We start from the raw sequence: 14,035 nt of genomic DNA on the forward strand, positions 1-14,035 counted from the left end.
CTCCTGCGGGGGAAGGTTGGCCAAGAGGCCGTCCGCGCCGCAGCGCGGCTCACACCCCAGCTTCATGTTACAAAATACCGAGACTGAAAAATGTCAGGTAACATTTAAGTTGCGTCGAATCGCGACTATCCCTAGGCTCATCAACCAAGGGAGACTTTTATGGACGCTTTCATTTGTGACGCACAGCGCACACCCATCGGCCGCTTCGGCGGCGCATTGTCATCGGTCCGCGCCGATGATCTGGCAGCGGCACCGATTGCCGCACTGATGGCCCGCAATCCTGATCTGGATTGGTCCAAAATTGATGACGTGATCTTTGGCTGCGCCAATCAGGCCGGCGAAGACAACCGCAACGTGGCACGTATGGCAGCACTGCTGGCGGGTTTGCCGGTCGATGTGCCTGGTGCAACGATCAACCGCCTTTGTGCCTCCGGTATGGATGCCGTCGGTGCTGCTGCCCGCGCGATCAAGGCAGGCGACATGGATCTGGCGATCGCTGGCGGTGTCGAAAGCATGACCCGCGCGCCTTTCGTGATGCCCAAGGCGGAAACTGCATTTTCGCGCAACAACGCCGTCTATGACACCACCATCGGCTGGCGCTTTGTGAACCCTAAGATGAAGGCGCAATACGGCGTCGAATCCATGCCCGAAACCGGCGACAACGTGGCAACGGATTATGACATCAGCCGCGCCGACCAGGACGCTTTTGCCAAGCGCAGCCAGGACCGTTGGGAAGCAGCGGACAAGGCGGGCGTGTTTGCCGATGAAATCACCCCCGTATCGATCCCGCAGCGCAAGGGCGACCCGATTGTCTTTGACCGCGACGAACACCCGCGGCCCGGCACCACGATCGAAGCGCTGACCAAACTGCGCCCGATCAACGGCCCCGACCTGACCGTCACTGCGGGCAATGCCTCTGGCGTGAACGACGGCGCGGCGGCGATGCTGATGGCCTCCGAAGCGGCAGCGTCGCAGCACGGGCTGACCCCGATTGCGCGCGTCGTTGGGATCTCTGCCGCCGGTGTTGAACCGCGCGTCATGGGGATCGGCCCTGTTCCTGCCAGTCAGAAAGTTCTGGCCCGCGCCGGCCTGACCATCGACCAAATGGACGTGATTGAACTGAACGAAGCATTCGCTTCGCAAGGGATCGCCACATTGCGGGCTTTGGGTGTGGCCGATAACGCCCCCCATGTGAACGCCAACGGCGGCGCGATTGCCATCGGGCACCCGCTGGGGATGTCCGGCGCGCGTCTGGTCATGACCGCAGCCCTGCAATTGAAACGCACAGGCGGCCGCTATGCGCTGTGCACCATGTGTGTCGGCGTCGGCCAAGGCGTCGCCATCATCCTAGAACGCGCTTAACGCAATTATCCCCCTGAAAGGATCTGAACAATGTATGCACAGATGATCAAATCCACCGGCCAAGGTGTCAAATCTCTGGAAGAGATGGATCCGCAGGAACGCGCCTTTCAGGAACGGATAAATGCGGGCGGTAAGATCGAGCCGAAAGACTGGATGCCGGACGGGTATCGCAAGAACCTGATCCGGCAAATCGGCCAGCACGCGCATTCGGAAATCGTGGGCCAGTTGCCAGAAGGCAACTGGATCACCCGCGCCCCGACGCTGGAACGTAAGGCGATCCTGCTCGCCAAGGTGCAAGACGAGGCAGGCCACGGTCTGTATCTCTATTGTGCCGCCGAAACACTGGGGGTCAGCCGTGACCAGCTGACCCGCGACCTGCTGTCGGGCAAGATGAAATACAGCTCTATCTTCAATTATCCGACCCTAACATGGGCCGATATGGGGGCTGTCGGCTGGCTCGTGGATGGGGCCGCGATCATGAACCAGGTGCCCCTGCAACGCACATCCTACGGCCCCTATGCCCGCGCGATGGTGCGTATCTGCAAGGAGGAATCCTTTCACCAGCGCCAAGGCTACGACATCATGATGAAGATGGCGAAGGGCACAGACGCGCAGCGCAAGATGGCGCAGGACGCGTTAAACAGGTTCTGGGGACCTGCGTTGATGATGTTCGGCCCGTCGGACGAAAATTCCGTCCATTCGGCGCAATCGATGGCCTGGAAGATCAAGATGAACTCCAACGACGAACTGCGTCAGAAGTTCGTCGATGAATGTGTCCCGCAGGCCGAATATCTGGGCCTGACCGTCCCCGACCCCGACCTGAAGTGGAACGAGGAGCGCGGGCATTATGACTTTACCCAGCCCGATTGGGACGAATTCTTTGACGTGCTCAAGGGCAACGGTCCCTGCAATACCGAACGGCTCGCGGCGCACAACAAAGCGTGGGACGACGGCGCATGGGTACGCGACGGCCTGATGGCACATGCGGCGAAGAAACGCGCCGCGAAACTGGCAGCGGAGTAAGCAAGATGAGCAGCACAACACATGAATGGCCCCTGTTCGAGATTTTCATTCGCGGCCAGCACGGGCTCAGCCACCGGCATGTCGGCTCGCTACACGCGGCAGATGCCGAAATGGCGATCAAGAACGCTCGTGATGTTTACACCCGTCGCAACGAAGGCGTGAGCATCTGGGTCGTCGAAGCGACCCAGATCGCCGCCTCCTCCCCCGAGGAAAAAGGCCCGCTGTACGAGCCCGCCAACGACAAAGTCTATCGCCACCCCACCTTCTTTGATATTCCAGACGAAGTGGGGGCGATGTGAGCACATCCCAAACAGAGCCTAACAAAGGCGAATTGTTCGAATTTCTCTGCCGGATGGGGGACAATACCCTTGTCCTCGGACACCGCGTTTCGGAATGGTGCGGCCACGCCCCCGTGCTAGAAGAAGACATCGCGCTGGCGAATACCGCCCTGGACCTGATCGGCCAGACCACGCTGTGGCTGGATCTGGCAGGCAAGGTTGAAGACGCGGGTCGCGATGCGGATCGGCTGGCCTTTCACCGTGACGTTTGGGATTTCCGCAATCTGTTGTTGGTCGAACAACCCAACGGCGATTTCGGTCAGACGATCATGCGCCAGTTCCTGTTTGACGCATGGCACCTGTCGCAGCTGACCGCCCTGATGGAAAGCAGCGATGCACAGATCGCCGCCATCGCGGAAAAGTCGAGCAAAGAGGCGACCTACCATCTGGAGCGCGCGACAGACACGGTGATCGGCCTTGGCGACGGGACCGATGAAAGCCACCGCAGAATGCAAAATGCGCTGGACCTGTTGTGGCCCTATGTCGGGGAAATGTTCGTCGCAGATGCCGTGGACGAGGCTATGGTCGCAGCAGGCATCGCACCTGATCCTGCGTCTCTGCGCCCCGCCTATGATACTTTGGTGAATGATGTCTTCACCGCAGCCACACTGACAAAGCCCCAAGATGATTTCGGCCATCGCGGCGGCAAATCGGGTAAACGCCATTCGGAACATCTGGGGCATATGCTGACGCAAATGCAGTGGCTGCAACGCGCCTATCCGGATGCGACATGGTAGTCGAAAAGCCTTCGTTAGAGACTGTTTGGGGCTGGCTCCACGCCGTGCCGGACCCCGAGATTCCAGTAATCTCGCTTACTGATCTGGGGATCATCCGTGATGTGCAATGGCAGGATGACACGCTTGAGGTCACGGTAACGCCGACCTACTCCGGCTGCCCTGCAACGACGATCATTAACCTTGATATCGAAACGGCATTGCGCGGGCACGGGATCGAAAAACTGGCTCTAAAGCGGCAACTTTCGCCGGCTTGGACCTCTGACTGGATGACCGACGCGGGCCGCGCCAAGCTGGAAAGCTACGGCATTGCCCCGCCCCAACCCGCAGGTGGCCCCGAACGCTGCCCCCGCTGCAAATCCACACAGCTGGAAAAAATTAGCCAGTTCGGATCAACCCCCTGCAAGGCGCAATGGCGCTGCACCGACTGTCTGGAACCCTTCGATTATTTTAAGTGTATCTGACCTATGAGCCAATTTCTCCCGTTATTAGTAACTGATATTCACCGCACGATCCGCGACGCCGTGGTGTTGACCCTGCAACCCGAAGACCCAGAGGCATTCGCCTTCAAGCAGGGGCAGTATCTGACCTTCAAACAGGATTTCAACGGGACCGAGCTGCGACGCAACTATTCCATTTGCGCCGGTCTGGACGACGGTGTGCTGCAAGTGGGGATCAAGCGGGTTGATGGCGGCGCGTTCTCTAGCTTTGCGAACGAGATGTTACAGGTCGGGGATACGCTGCACGCAATGCCTCCCCAAGGCACGTTTTCAGCCGGATTAGAGCCTGATCGTGCGAAGAATTACCTTGGATTTGCCGGCGGGTCGGGGATCACGCCGGTGCTGTCGATCCTCAAGACCGTTCTGAAACGCGAGCCCAAATCAACCTTTACGCTGGTCTATGCCAACCGCGCCGTGAACACGATCATGTTCCGCGAAGAGCTGGAGGATCTTAAGAACCGCTATATGGGCCGGTTGAGCGTCATTCACATGCTGGAAAGCGGGCAGGACATCGACCTGTTCACCGGCCGCGTAGACCAGAATAAATGCGCCGAACTGTTCAAGACTTGGATCGATGTGTCGGACATGGACATGGCCTTCATCTGCGGGCCGGAGCCGATGATGCTAGCCATCGCGGACGCCCTAAAAACCCACGGGTTAGAGCCTGATCAGATCAAGTTTGAGCTCTTCAGCGAAAGCCAACAGGGCCGTCTGGCAAAACAAGAAATGGCCAAGCGCAGCGAAGGTCAGGCGCAAACACAGGTGACCGTCAAAATCGACGGCGCGCAGCACAGCTTTACCATGGCCAAGGGGCAGTCGGTGCTGGATGCCGCGCTGGAAAATAACCTTGATGCGCCCTTTGCCTGCAAGGCGGGGGTCTGCTCGACCTGCATGTGCAAGGTCACCGAAGGTGAGGTCGAGATGCTGTCGAACCACGCGCTGGAAGATTACGAGGTCGAACGTGGTTACCGGCTGAGCTGCCAAAGCTATCCGCTGAGCGACACGCTTTTCATTGACTACGACCATCACTAAGGGGCCTGACATGCGCGATATCCAAAGCTTTGCCGCCGGACAATGGATCAACCCCGGTGCCGGTGCACGTAGCATCGCAAGCGCGATCACCGGCGAGATCATCGCCCAAGCAGGCAATGACGCGCTGCAGGTTCAGACGATGCTGGCCTATGCCCGTGACATCGGCGGCCCTGCCCTGCGCAGGCTGACGTTTCATGACCGCGCCAAGATGCTCAAGGCCGTCGCGCTCTACCTCAATGACCATAAACAGAGCCTATACGAGCTGTCGTTCGACACAGGCGGCACGCAGGCCGATCACCTGATCGACGTGGATGGCGGGATCGGCACGATGCAGGTCTACGCCGCCAAGGGCCGTCGCGAGATGCCGGATGACCAGATCTATCTGGACGGTCCCGTGGAACAGTTGGGCCGCACCGGTCAGTTCATGGGCCGTCACATCTGCACACCGCTGCAGGGCGTCGCGGTGCATATCAACGCCTTCAACTTCCCCGTTTGGGGCATGTTGGAAAAGCTCGCCCCGACGCTGCTTGCCGGGGTGCCCGCCATCGTCAAACCCGCCACCGCCACCTGTCAGGTGACCGAGGCCTGTTTCCGCCTGGTGATCCAGTCCGGTATTCTGCCAGACGGCGCAATCCAGTTGGTGACGGGGGGCTTGGGCGATATGCTGGACCACCTCGATTGTCAGGATGTGGTCAGCTTTACCGGATCAGCCGAAACGGCCTTGAAACTGCGCAGCAACCCTGTGTTGGTCGAACGCTCTGTCCGGTTCGCCTCTGAACAAGATAGCCTCAATGCCTCTGTGTTAGGGTCTGATGCGGGCCCCGGCACGCCCGAATTTGATCTGTTTGTGAAAGAGGTCCAGCGCGAGATGACGGCCAAGGCGGGGCAGAAATGCACCGCCATCCGCCGGATCATGGTACCGCAGCTCCATGTGGATGCGCTCATCGCCGCGCTGTCGGACCGGCTGGCCCAAGTCACCATCGGCGATCCGCGCCTTGAGGGTACAAAGATGGGCGCGCTTGTCTCGCACTCGCAACGCCGCGACGTGCTGGAAAAGGCCGCCCTGATCGGATCAGAGGCAGAGCGTGTCTTTGGCGACCCCGATGCTTTTGCGGTCGAGGGTGCGGATGCGCAGAAAGGTGCCTTTGTCCCGCCGATGCTGTTCCACTGTGCCGATCCCGATGCCGCCACGCATGTGCAGGACACCGAGGCTTTTGGCCCTGTGTCCACCATCATGCCTTACCGCGACACCGATCATGCCATCGCGCTGCTGAACAAAGGCAAAGGGTCGCTGGTCGCATCCATCATCACCCGCGACGGCGAGACCGCACGCGACATGGTGATGGGAGCAGGCGCGTTTCACGGGCGGCTCTATTTCAACAACCGCGACTCTATGGCCGAGGCGACGGGTCATGGTGCCCCCCTGCCCCATATGGTGCACGGCGGGCCCGGACGTGCGGGCGGCGGCGAGGAGCTTGGCGGCGTGCGCGGCGTCATGCATTACATGCAACGTACCGCCATTCAGGGCAGCCCCGACATTCTGACCGCCATCAGCAAGCAATGGACCCCCGGCGCGACCGAGATTTCGGACCGTGGCCATCCGTTCACCCGCCAGTTTGGTGCGCTTGATCTGGGCGAGACGTTCAATTCGGCCAGCCGTGTCGTGTCGCTGGAAGACATCGAAACCTTTGCGCATTTCACCGGCGATACGTTCTATGCCCATATGGACGACGCCGCGGCCAAGGCAAACCCGTTCTTTCCCGGACGCGTTGCTCATGGGTACCTGCTGCTCAGCTTTGCCGCAGGGCTGTTCGTGCAGCCTGACCCCGGTCCTGTGCTGGCGAATACCGGGCTGGACAACCTGCGCTTTATGGCACCGGTGCAGGCCGGCGACAGCATCAAGGTGCGCCTAAGCGTCAAGGCAAAGACGCCTCGCAATGATGACTACGGTGAAGTACGCTGGCACGTGACCCTGACCAATCAGGATGATGCCGCCGTGGCCGAATATGAATTGCTGACGATGAATGCCTATTGACGACTTTGACCTTGCGATCGCCCCTCTGAAAGACCTTGGCGGGCAGCGCGTCTGGTCCCTGATGATCAGCCTCTTTGGCGACATGGCCAGACAAGAGGGGCAGATTATTGGCGGGCCGGTGTTGTCGGCGATCATGACGGCAATGGATGTCCGCCCCGAAGCAGCTAGGGTCGCCTTGCACCGCTTGCGCAAAGACAAATGGATCGCGTCAGAAAAGCACGGGCGGATCAGCCACCACAGCCTGACGCCCGCAGGCCGCGCGCAAAGTCAGGCGGCAAGTGGCAGGATTTATGCGACACCTGCCGAGCTGCCGGACCGCTGGCAGATGATCGTGACCGACGATGCCGATAGTGATGCACATGAGAAGGCGGGGTTCACCGCCCTGATGCCGCGCCTGTATGTCGGCAATGCGTCCCTGCCTGTGCCAATAGGGGCCGCCGCCCTGCCCGGGCAAGACGCGCCCGACTGGATGAAACGCCAGCTAGAGCCCGCATCGCTGGCCGAAAGCTATACGCAACTGTCAGACGCGCTGCACAGGGTGGCGCGCGACCTCTGTGCAGCCGAGACGTTGACCCCGCTGCAAATTGCGACCCTACGCTGCCTGATTGTGCATAATTGGCGCCGTCTTGCTCTCAAACATCCGGCGTTGCCCCGCCCCTTAATCCGCGACGATTGGGCCGGATTGACCGCGCATCAGATGGTCGCAGAGCTTTTGTCACGCTATCCGCGCCCCGATCTGCCGGAAATCGCCACCGTCTGAAGCAGCATACAAAGCGATGCTTTCCCAAAGCGCACCAGCGGGATATAGGGAAGGCATGACAAATACAGTTTACCAAAATGACTTGCCTGACGGGCTGAACCTTGGACCGATGGTCGCGATTGATTGCGAAACCATGGGGCTCCATCCGCACCGCGATCGGCTTTGTGTCGTGCAACTCTCTGGTGGCGATGGCAACGCCCATCTGATCCAGATTGCCAAGGGCCAGACCGAGGCGCCCAATCTTTGTGCCCTGCTCGAAGATCCCCATGTGCTCAAGCTGTTCCACTATGGGCGCTTTGACATCGCGGCCATGCTGAACGCCTTTGGGGCAAAGGCCGCACCGGTCTATTGTACCAAGATCGCCAGCCGCCTTGTGCGCACCTATACCGACCGCCACGGGCTGGCCAAACTATGCCAGGAACTGCTGAGCGTCGATATCTCCAAACAGCAGCAATCCAGCGATTGGGGGGCCGAAAAACTGACCAAAGCACAGATCGACTATGCCGCGTCCGATGTGCTGCACCTTCACAAACTGCGCGACGTGCTGAACCAGATGTTGATCCGCGAAGGTCGGATCGAGCTCGCGCAAGCGTGTTTTGAATTTTTGCCAACCCGTGCCCAACTCGATTTGGACGGCTGGCCCGAAACGGATATTTTTGCACACGCATGACCACACCATTCCTAGATACCGCCCGCCGCGTCATCCGCACCGAAGCCCAAGCGCTTGAGCAACTGGCCGACAGCCTTGATGATCGTTTTCGTCAGGCAATCGACTTGTTGGTTGCGACACGCGGGCGCGTGATTGTCACCGGCATCGGCAAATCCGGCCATATCGCCAAAAAGATCGCAGCGACGCTGGCCAGCACCGGCACGCCCGCGCAGTTCGTCCACCCCGCCGAGGCGAGCCACGGCGATTTGGGCATGATCACCGCCGATGATGTCGTGCTTGCGATCTCGAACTCGGGCGAGGCACCTGAACTGGCCAATCTGATCGCCTATTCGCGCCGCTTTTCCATACCGTTGATCGGCATCACCAGCCGTGCGACCAGCAGCCTTGGCGCGCATTGCGACGTGGTGCTTGAACTGCCTCAGTTGCCAGAAGCCTGCGGCACCGGCGTCGTCCCGTCGACCTCGACCACGATGACGCTGGCGATGGGGGATGCCGTGGCGATTGCGCTGATGGAAAACCGCTCTTTCACCGCCGAACATTTCCGTGAATTCCATCCCGGCGGCAAACTGGGCGCACGGCTCAGCCGCGTTGCAGACCTGATGCACACAGGCGATGCGTTGCCCTTGGTGCAGGCCGATGCCCCCATGTCTGACGCGCTGATGGCAATGAGCAGCAAATCTTTTGGTGTGGTGATCGTCACCGACGCCAGCGGTGCCTTGGCAGGGATCATCACCAGCGGCGATCTGGGGCGGCATCTGGACGGGCTGATGGAAAAAACGGCGCGCGACGTTATGACGCCAACCCCCGTGACCGTCGCCCCCGATGCGCTGGCGGAGAAGGCCGTGGGCATGATGAACGCGCGCAAGATCACCTGTCTGCTGGTGCTGGACCCCACCCAAGGGAACATCCCCGCGGGTCTGCTGCATATTCACGACTGCCTGCGCGTCGGCCTAGGCTAAGCGGCGATGCAACGGGACCGCTATACCAGACTGATCTCTTGGCTGAAGGTGCTGTTCCCGCTTGCAGCGCTTGGCCTGCTGTCGACGCTGTTCCTGCTGTCGCGCGCAATTGATCCCGGGCAGGCGATCCCCTTTGCTGAAAAAGATGTGCAGGACCGCCTGCGCGACCAGCAAATCACCGGCCCCTTCTTTACCGGTGCGACAGCAGAAGGTGACGAGCTGTCATTCTATGCTGATGTGCTGACCCGTCCGGACGGGCAGACCGGCATGAACCACGCTGAAAACCTGCGCGCGACCATAAAGACCCCCGAAGGATCGACCTTTCGCCTGCAATCGGACCTGGCCGATTTCGACATCGCCAAAGATGTGGCCGACCTGCTGGGCGGGGTGGTGCTGACGACCTCTACGGGGTACCGGCTGCAAAGTGACAAGATCACATCGGACCTGTCCGGCCTGAACATCAAATCGCCGGGCACAGTCTATGGCACAGCCCCGGGTGGCACCCTAGAGGCCGGTGCCATGTCGATCACACAAACAGACGACGAAGCCTCGCCCCAATTGGTTTTCACAAATCGAGTGAAGCTGATATACAAACCGAAACCCAAATCAGAGTGACGCGCGTGAAACACCTATTAATGTCTGTTTTCCTGCTTTTTTCTGCGATGCCAATCGCCGCACAGGGGACCAATGTGGCCTTTGGGACGATCCGTCAGGATACGGGCCTCCCCGTCGAGGTGACCGCTGATAACCTGTCTGTCGATCAGGGCGATGGGACGGCTGTTTTCACCGGAAATGTGCTGATCGGTCAGGGCGAGATGCGCTTGTCCGCCGCACGGGTTCTGGTTGTATATCGGGCCGAAGCCGAAGGCATCGCCCGTTTGGAAGCGACCGGCGGTGTGACCCTTGTGTCAGGCAAAGACGCCGCCGAATCAGAGCGGGCGGATTATGATATCGACACCGGCACGATCGTCATGTCGGGCAATGTGTTGCTAACCCAAGGGCGCAACGCGCTCAGTTCTGAAACCATGAGCGTCAAATTATCCGAGGGCACCGCGCAAATGTCCGGCGGCGTGAAAACCATTCTACAAACGGGCAGCAATAACTGATGTCTGCCCCCAATTTAACGGTTACGGATGGCGCAAGCGGTCTGCGCATTGAACATCTGCGTAAATCATACCGCAAGAAAACCGTGATCCGCGACTTCTCGATGGAGCTGAACCGTGGCGAAGTCGTCGCCCTGCTCGGGCCGAACGGATCCGGTAAAACCACTACCTTCTATGCGGTGGCGGGTCTGGTCATGCCCGAAGGTGGCACCGTCACCATCGATGGCAAGAACGTCACCACCCTCCCGATGTATCGCCGCGCACAGCTGGGCATCGGCTATCTGCCCCAAGAGATGAGCATCTTTCGCGGGCTAAGCGTGCAGGACAATATCTCGGCCATCCTGGACATCTCGATCTCTGATGCGCGCGGGCGCCGCGAAAGGCTCGAGGCATTGCTGTCGGAGTTTTCCATTGAACACCTGCGCCGCGCGCCTGCTTTGGCGCTGTCGGGCGGGGAACGGCGCAGGGTCGAAATTGCCCGCTGTCTGGCCGCAGACCCCAAATACCTACTGCTTGATGAACCCTTTGCCGGGGTCGATCCGATTTCTGTGGATGACATCCGGCATCTAGTCGCCGACCTGAAAAAACGCGGTATCGGCGTGCTGATCACGGACCATAACGTTCGGGAAACATTGGATATTGTGGATCGCGCCTACATTTTGCACGAAGGCACGGTATTGATGTCTGGCACCCCCGAAGAGGTCGTACAGAACGAAAATGTACGCCGCGTCTACCTTGGCGATAACTTCCGCATTTCTTGATCAACTATAGAAATATTGCGCTAGTTTCCGCACAGATTTAAGCCGGATTCATTTGACAACGCGGCCCATTCGGGCGCTCAATGGTCCCATGGCGAGACTGCGTATCATGTTCGTGCTGCATCCCCCCTTCCCGAAGGGGCAATGTTTCACACGCTGGTCGCATCGTCATTCACCCGCATCTGACCCCGCCTTTACCGCACTTAGTGCGGCCAATGGTGTTGTCCGGATCATTAGAGTAAGGAGATTTTATGCGGTACCAAATCAGTGGCAAACAAATCGACATCGGCGAAGCCCTGCAAACGCATGTGAAAACGGAATTGGGCGAAGCTGTCCAGAAGTATGCTGAACGTCCGACGGACGCGAATGTCATCTTTTCAAAATCCGGTCACGAATTTGTCTGCGAAGCGACGGTGCACCTATCGACTGGCCTTACGGCGTCAGCGAAAGCACATGCTACTGATATCTATGGATCTTTCGATTCATGCGCAGCGAAGATGGAAAAGCAACTGCGCCGTTACAAGCGTCGGTTGAAGGATCACCATCGCGAGCGTGCGCAACCGGTTGAACTTTTCGGTGCGTCCTCTTATATCCTCGCTTCAGAAAGCGATTCAGACGCGCAGGAACCCGAAACCCTCCAACCCATGATCATTGCGGAAATGCAGACCAAGATTGCGACCTTGTCTGTCGGTGAAGCTGTGATGCAGATGGAAATTTCGGGTACACCTGTCGTGGTCTTTCGCAAAGACGGCAAAGAAGGCGTGAATGTTGTCTACCGCCGCGAGGATGGCAACATCGGCTGGATTGATCCGTCGTAACAGAAACCGGACCCGTAAGCGGCCGAGAACAGAGCGAGCAGAATGAATTTTGCGAAACTCCTAAAACCGGGGGCTGTCAAAGTCCTCACATCGGCCTCAAGCAAGAAACGCCTGCTCCACGATATCGGGGAGCTGGCGCATAATGCGTACGGGTTGAAGGCCACTGCGGTGGTCGATGCCTTAATGACGCGTGAATCTCTTGGGCCAACAGGTGTGGGCCAAGGGGTTGCGCTGCCCCACGCGCGTCTTGAAGGACTGGAAGACGTGTTGGGAGCCTTTGTGCTTCTCGACAAACCGATCGATTTCAACGCGGTTGACCGCCAGCCGGTTGATATTGCTTTTGCGCTGTTCGCCCCCGAAAGTGCCGGCGTCGAACACCTCAAGGCGCTCGCGCTGGTGTCGCGCACCCTGCGCAATGCTTCTGTCTGCGCCAAGCTGCGGGCCAATCCGGATCCTGCCACGTTGTATGCGATCCTGACCGAAGCACAGGCAACTCAGGCCGCCTAAGCGGCCCTACCCCCAGCTATCAAAACCGAAGATCATATAGTCCCGCTGATACGCGTCGGACGTAAGCTTCTCGATCTCGGCGTCGTAGATGTCGGCCAGCACATAGGGTTGGGTCACCGGGCGCGACATCATCGTGGCCGGGGGCTGAACGCCAACGCTTTGCGCCAGCGCCGACAGCTCTGCTGCCAACTCGTCTTCGCGGATGATCCGGTCGGGCAAGGCAAACTCTCCGAAACCCTGCACCGCTTGCGCTTGGGTACACCACGCCTGATCCACTCTGATCGCCGTCTGCCCGTTCAGGTTCCCCTTGAGAAAGGTCAGAAAGGCCTTGAACGCGGCGCGATGTGCATCGGCGTCATAGTTATTGTCCGGCTCGCCCTGCGGCAGCGGCATCTTATAGCGTTTGATCAGCGTTGCGCGCAGCTGAGCATAGCTGCCTTTGCCCGTGGTCAGGATATGCCGGCAAAAAGCGTCATGGGCGCGGTCTACGGGGTGCCGGAGCACGGTAAAGCTGCGGTGACCGGGATGCTTGCGCTTCCACTGGCGCAATTGCTTTTGGTTGAGCTTGGTTTGCAAAGCGCCCCGCCCGACACCGTCCAGCGCCGCCATCCAATCCAGCACCTGCGGTTCGGGCCCGCTGCGCAGTGGCAGATACAGCAGCGGAGCGTTGGCCGCGACAACATAGGACGGCACCACCGGCCCGCGTCGGGGTTCAAAATTCGGCGTTCGGGTCAGGTCGAAACGATCCATCCGGCCAAGCGCGTCCAGCATCTCATCATAGTTGCTGACCTTGGCCGAGATCGGTTCGGGGTTCTGCTTTTTCAGGCTCTTGTCCAGTGCGTCGAGCTGATGATCAACCCCCAGATACCGCGCCAAACCGTTCATCACCTCGACACTTTGCAGGTCTTCGTACGCCACATAAAACGCCGTCTGCCCCAGCTTTTGAAGCCGGTTCAACAGCGTCAACTGGAACTCTTGCAGCGCCTCAAGATGGTCAGAGAACTCTGCCTCGTCGAACACCGCTTGCGCCTTTTTATGCGCCTTGACGTCAGTCAGCTTCCATTGCCCTGTGCTGCGCGCGATCTTCCAGCTGACATAGCTTTCTACCGGATTCCGCGTCAGAATGATCTTGGCGCAGGTGTCATCTTCCAACAGCGGGGCCAGCACGCGGGGGTCGTGGTTGTGAAAATAGCGAAATCCGCCGATGCCCTTGGTCTTGTCACGTATCGCGGCCAGCAACTCGGCCGGATCATCGTCCCGCGTTTCCTGATCCACGCCTAAAATCTCTGCGCTTTTGGGGTAGCCGATGAAATGCGGGTTGAACGCCTCGCCGTGGCAGGTGATCCCGTCAAAGGCGTTCAGGTTGCTTTCCAGAAAATTGGAGCCTGTGCGCATCTCGGCAAAGACGACGAAGCTTTTAAATTTCAATGTCATAT

Annotated in this window: 16 protein-coding genes; 15 read left to right on the forward strand and 1 reads right to left on the reverse strand. The window is 59.3% G+C overall.

Going from position 1 to position 14,035, the window contains the following annotated elements; translation table 11 throughout:
• Positions 1–159 precede the first annotated feature (159 nt).
• From pcaF to BLQ98_RS04255, 15 genes are all read left to right on the forward strand, one after another.
• On the forward strand, positions 160–1,362 hold the full coding sequence (pcaF, locus tag BLQ98_RS04185) for a 3-oxoadipyl-CoA thiolase (RefSeq protein WP_093732087.1): 1,203 nt from the start codon (positions 160–162) through the stop codon (positions 1,360–1,362).
• Positions 1,363–1,392: 30 nt separating this feature from the next.
• Complete coding sequence (paaA, locus tag BLQ98_RS04190; protein WP_093732088.1) at positions 1,393–2,385, forward strand: 1,2-phenylacetyl-CoA epoxidase subunit PaaA; 993 nt, start codon at positions 1,393–1,395, stop codon at positions 2,383–2,385.
• A 5-nt stretch (positions 2,386–2,390) separates the two neighbouring features.
• Positions 2,391–2,684 carry a 1,2-phenylacetyl-CoA epoxidase subunit PaaB gene (paaB, locus tag BLQ98_RS04195; RefSeq protein WP_093732089.1) on the forward strand — a complete coding sequence of 98 codons (294 nt, stop codon included), beginning with the start codon at positions 2,391–2,393 and terminating at the stop codon, positions 2,682–2,684.
• A 53-nt stretch (positions 2,685–2,737) separates the two neighbouring features.
• A complete protein-coding gene (paaC, locus tag BLQ98_RS04200) occupies positions 2,738–3,460 on the forward strand; it encodes a 1,2-phenylacetyl-CoA epoxidase subunit PaaC (RefSeq protein ID WP_093732090.1) in 723 nt (240 codons plus the stop codon).
• Positions 3,454–3,921 (forward strand): 1,2-phenylacetyl-CoA epoxidase subunit PaaD, encoded by a 468-nt coding sequence (gene paaD, locus BLQ98_RS04205; RefSeq protein WP_093732091.1) that lies wholly within the window; start codon positions 3,454–3,456, stop codon positions 3,919–3,921. Before paaC ends, paaD begins: the two co-directional genes overlap by 7 nt.
• A gap of 3 nt (positions 3,922–3,924) precedes the next feature.
• Positions 3,925–4,989, forward strand: coding sequence for a 2Fe-2S iron-sulfur cluster-binding protein (locus BLQ98_RS04210; protein WP_093732092.1), 1,065 nt, complete (start codon positions 3,925–3,927; stop codon positions 4,987–4,989).
• Positions 4,990–4,999: 10 nt separating this feature from the next.
• Positions 5,000–7,024, forward strand: coding sequence for a phenylacetic acid degradation bifunctional protein PaaZ (gene paaZ / locus BLQ98_RS04215; RefSeq protein WP_093732093.1), 2,025 nt, complete (start codon positions 5,000–5,002; stop codon positions 7,022–7,024).
• The gene (locus tag BLQ98_RS04220) at positions 7,014–7,784 is read left to right on the forward strand and encodes a PaaX family transcriptional regulator C-terminal domain-containing protein (RefSeq protein ID WP_093732094.1); all 771 of its coding nucleotides are present in this window, start codon (positions 7,014–7,016) and stop codon (positions 7,782–7,784) included. Before paaZ ends, BLQ98_RS04220 begins: the two co-directional genes overlap by 11 nt.
• A gap of 55 nt (positions 7,785–7,839) precedes the next feature.
• Positions 7,840–8,454: a ribonuclease D gene (locus BLQ98_RS04225; protein ID WP_093732095.1), complete on the forward strand. Its 615-nt coding sequence runs from the start codon at positions 7,840–7,842 to the stop codon at positions 8,452–8,454.
• On the forward strand, positions 8,451–9,413 hold the full coding sequence (locus BLQ98_RS04230) for a KpsF/GutQ family sugar-phosphate isomerase (RefSeq protein WP_093732096.1): 963 nt from the start codon (positions 8,451–8,453) through the stop codon (positions 9,411–9,413). Before BLQ98_RS04225 ends, BLQ98_RS04230 begins: the two co-directional genes overlap by 4 nt.
• A gap of 6 nt (positions 9,414–9,419) precedes the next feature.
• Positions 9,420–10,028, forward strand: a complete 609-nt coding sequence (locus tag BLQ98_RS04235; protein WP_093732097.1) for a hypothetical protein — start codon at positions 9,420–9,422, stop codon at positions 10,026–10,028.
• Positions 10,025–10,519, forward strand: coding sequence for an LptA/OstA family protein (locus BLQ98_RS04240; RefSeq protein ID WP_093732098.1), 495 nt, complete (start codon positions 10,025–10,027; stop codon positions 10,517–10,519). The genes BLQ98_RS04235 and BLQ98_RS04240 overlap by 4 nt, the downstream gene beginning before the upstream one ends.
• Positions 10,519–11,277: an LPS export ABC transporter ATP-binding protein gene (lptB, locus tag BLQ98_RS04245; protein ID WP_093732099.1), complete on the forward strand. Its 759-nt coding sequence runs from the start codon at positions 10,519–10,521 to the stop codon at positions 11,275–11,277. The genes BLQ98_RS04240 and lptB overlap by 1 nt, the downstream gene beginning before the upstream one ends.
• 248 nt (positions 11,278–11,525) lie before the next feature.
• On the forward strand, positions 11,526–12,092 hold the full coding sequence (gene hpf / locus BLQ98_RS04250) for a ribosome hibernation-promoting factor, HPF/YfiA family (RefSeq protein WP_093732100.1): 567 nt from the start codon (positions 11,526–11,528) through the stop codon (positions 12,090–12,092).
• A gap of 42 nt (positions 12,093–12,134) precedes the next feature.
• Entirely contained in the window at positions 12,135–12,599 is a 465-nt protein-coding gene (locus BLQ98_RS04255; protein ID WP_093732101.1) for a PTS sugar transporter subunit IIA, read from the forward strand.
• Positions 12,600–12,605: 6 nt separating this feature from the next.
• On the opposite strand, the gene BLQ98_RS04260 is transcribed toward BLQ98_RS04255, so the two are convergent.
• Complete coding sequence (locus tag BLQ98_RS04260) at positions 12,606–14,033, reverse strand: nodulation protein NodH (RefSeq protein WP_093732102.1); 1,428 nt, start codon at positions 14,031–14,033, stop codon at positions 12,606–12,608.
• Positions 14,034–14,035 lie beyond the last annotated feature (2 nt).

Origin of the sequence: Sulfitobacter litoralis (assembly GCF_900103185.1) — a bacterium.
Classification (GTDB): domain Bacteria; phylum Pseudomonadota; class Alphaproteobacteria; order Rhodobacterales; family Rhodobacteraceae; genus Sulfitobacter; species Sulfitobacter litoralis.

Coding starts and splice junctions, on each gene's coding strand:
- pcaF (WP_093732087.1), top strand. CDS start 160: ATGGACGCTTTCATTTGTGACGCACAGCGCACACCCATCGGCCGCTTC.
- paaA (WP_093732088.1), top strand. CDS start 1,393: ATGTATGCACAGATGATCAAATCCACCGGCCAAGGTGTCAAATCTCTG.
- paaB (WP_093732089.1), top strand. CDS start 2,391: ATGAGCAGCACAACACATGAATGGCCCCTGTTCGAGATTTTCATTCGC.
- paaC (WP_093732090.1), top strand. CDS start 2,738: ATGGGGGACAATACCCTTGTCCTCGGACACCGCGTTTCGGAATGGTGC.
- paaD (WP_093732091.1), top strand. CDS start 3,454: ATGGTAGTCGAAAAGCCTTCGTTAGAGACTGTTTGGGGCTGGCTCCAC.
- BLQ98_RS04210 (WP_093732092.1), top strand. CDS start 3,925: ATGAGCCAATTTCTCCCGTTATTAGTAACTGATATTCACCGCACGATC.
- paaZ (WP_093732093.1), top strand. CDS start 5,000: ATGCGCGATATCCAAAGCTTTGCCGCCGGACAATGGATCAACCCCGGT.
- BLQ98_RS04220 (WP_093732094.1), top strand. CDS start 7,014: ATGCCTATTGACGACTTTGACCTTGCGATCGCCCCTCTGAAAGACCTT.
- BLQ98_RS04225 (WP_093732095.1), top strand. CDS start 7,840: ATGACAAATACAGTTTACCAAAATGACTTGCCTGACGGGCTGAACCTT.
- BLQ98_RS04230 (WP_093732096.1), top strand. CDS start 8,451: ATGACCACACCATTCCTAGATACCGCCCGCCGCGTCATCCGCACCGAA.
- BLQ98_RS04235 (WP_093732097.1), top strand. CDS start 9,420: ATGCAACGGGACCGCTATACCAGACTGATCTCTTGGCTGAAGGTGCTG.
- lptB (WP_093732099.1), top strand. CDS start 10,519: ATGTCTGCCCCCAATTTAACGGTTACGGATGGCGCAAGCGGTCTGCGC.
- hpf (WP_093732100.1), top strand. CDS start 11,526: ATGCGGTACCAAATCAGTGGCAAACAAATCGACATCGGCGAAGCCCTG.
- BLQ98_RS04255 (WP_093732101.1), top strand. CDS start 12,135: ATGAATTTTGCGAAACTCCTAAAACCGGGGGCTGTCAAAGTCCTCACA.
- BLQ98_RS04260 (WP_093732102.1), bottom strand. CDS start 14,033: ATGACATTGAAATTTAAAAGCTTCGTCGTCTTTGCCGAGATGCGCACA.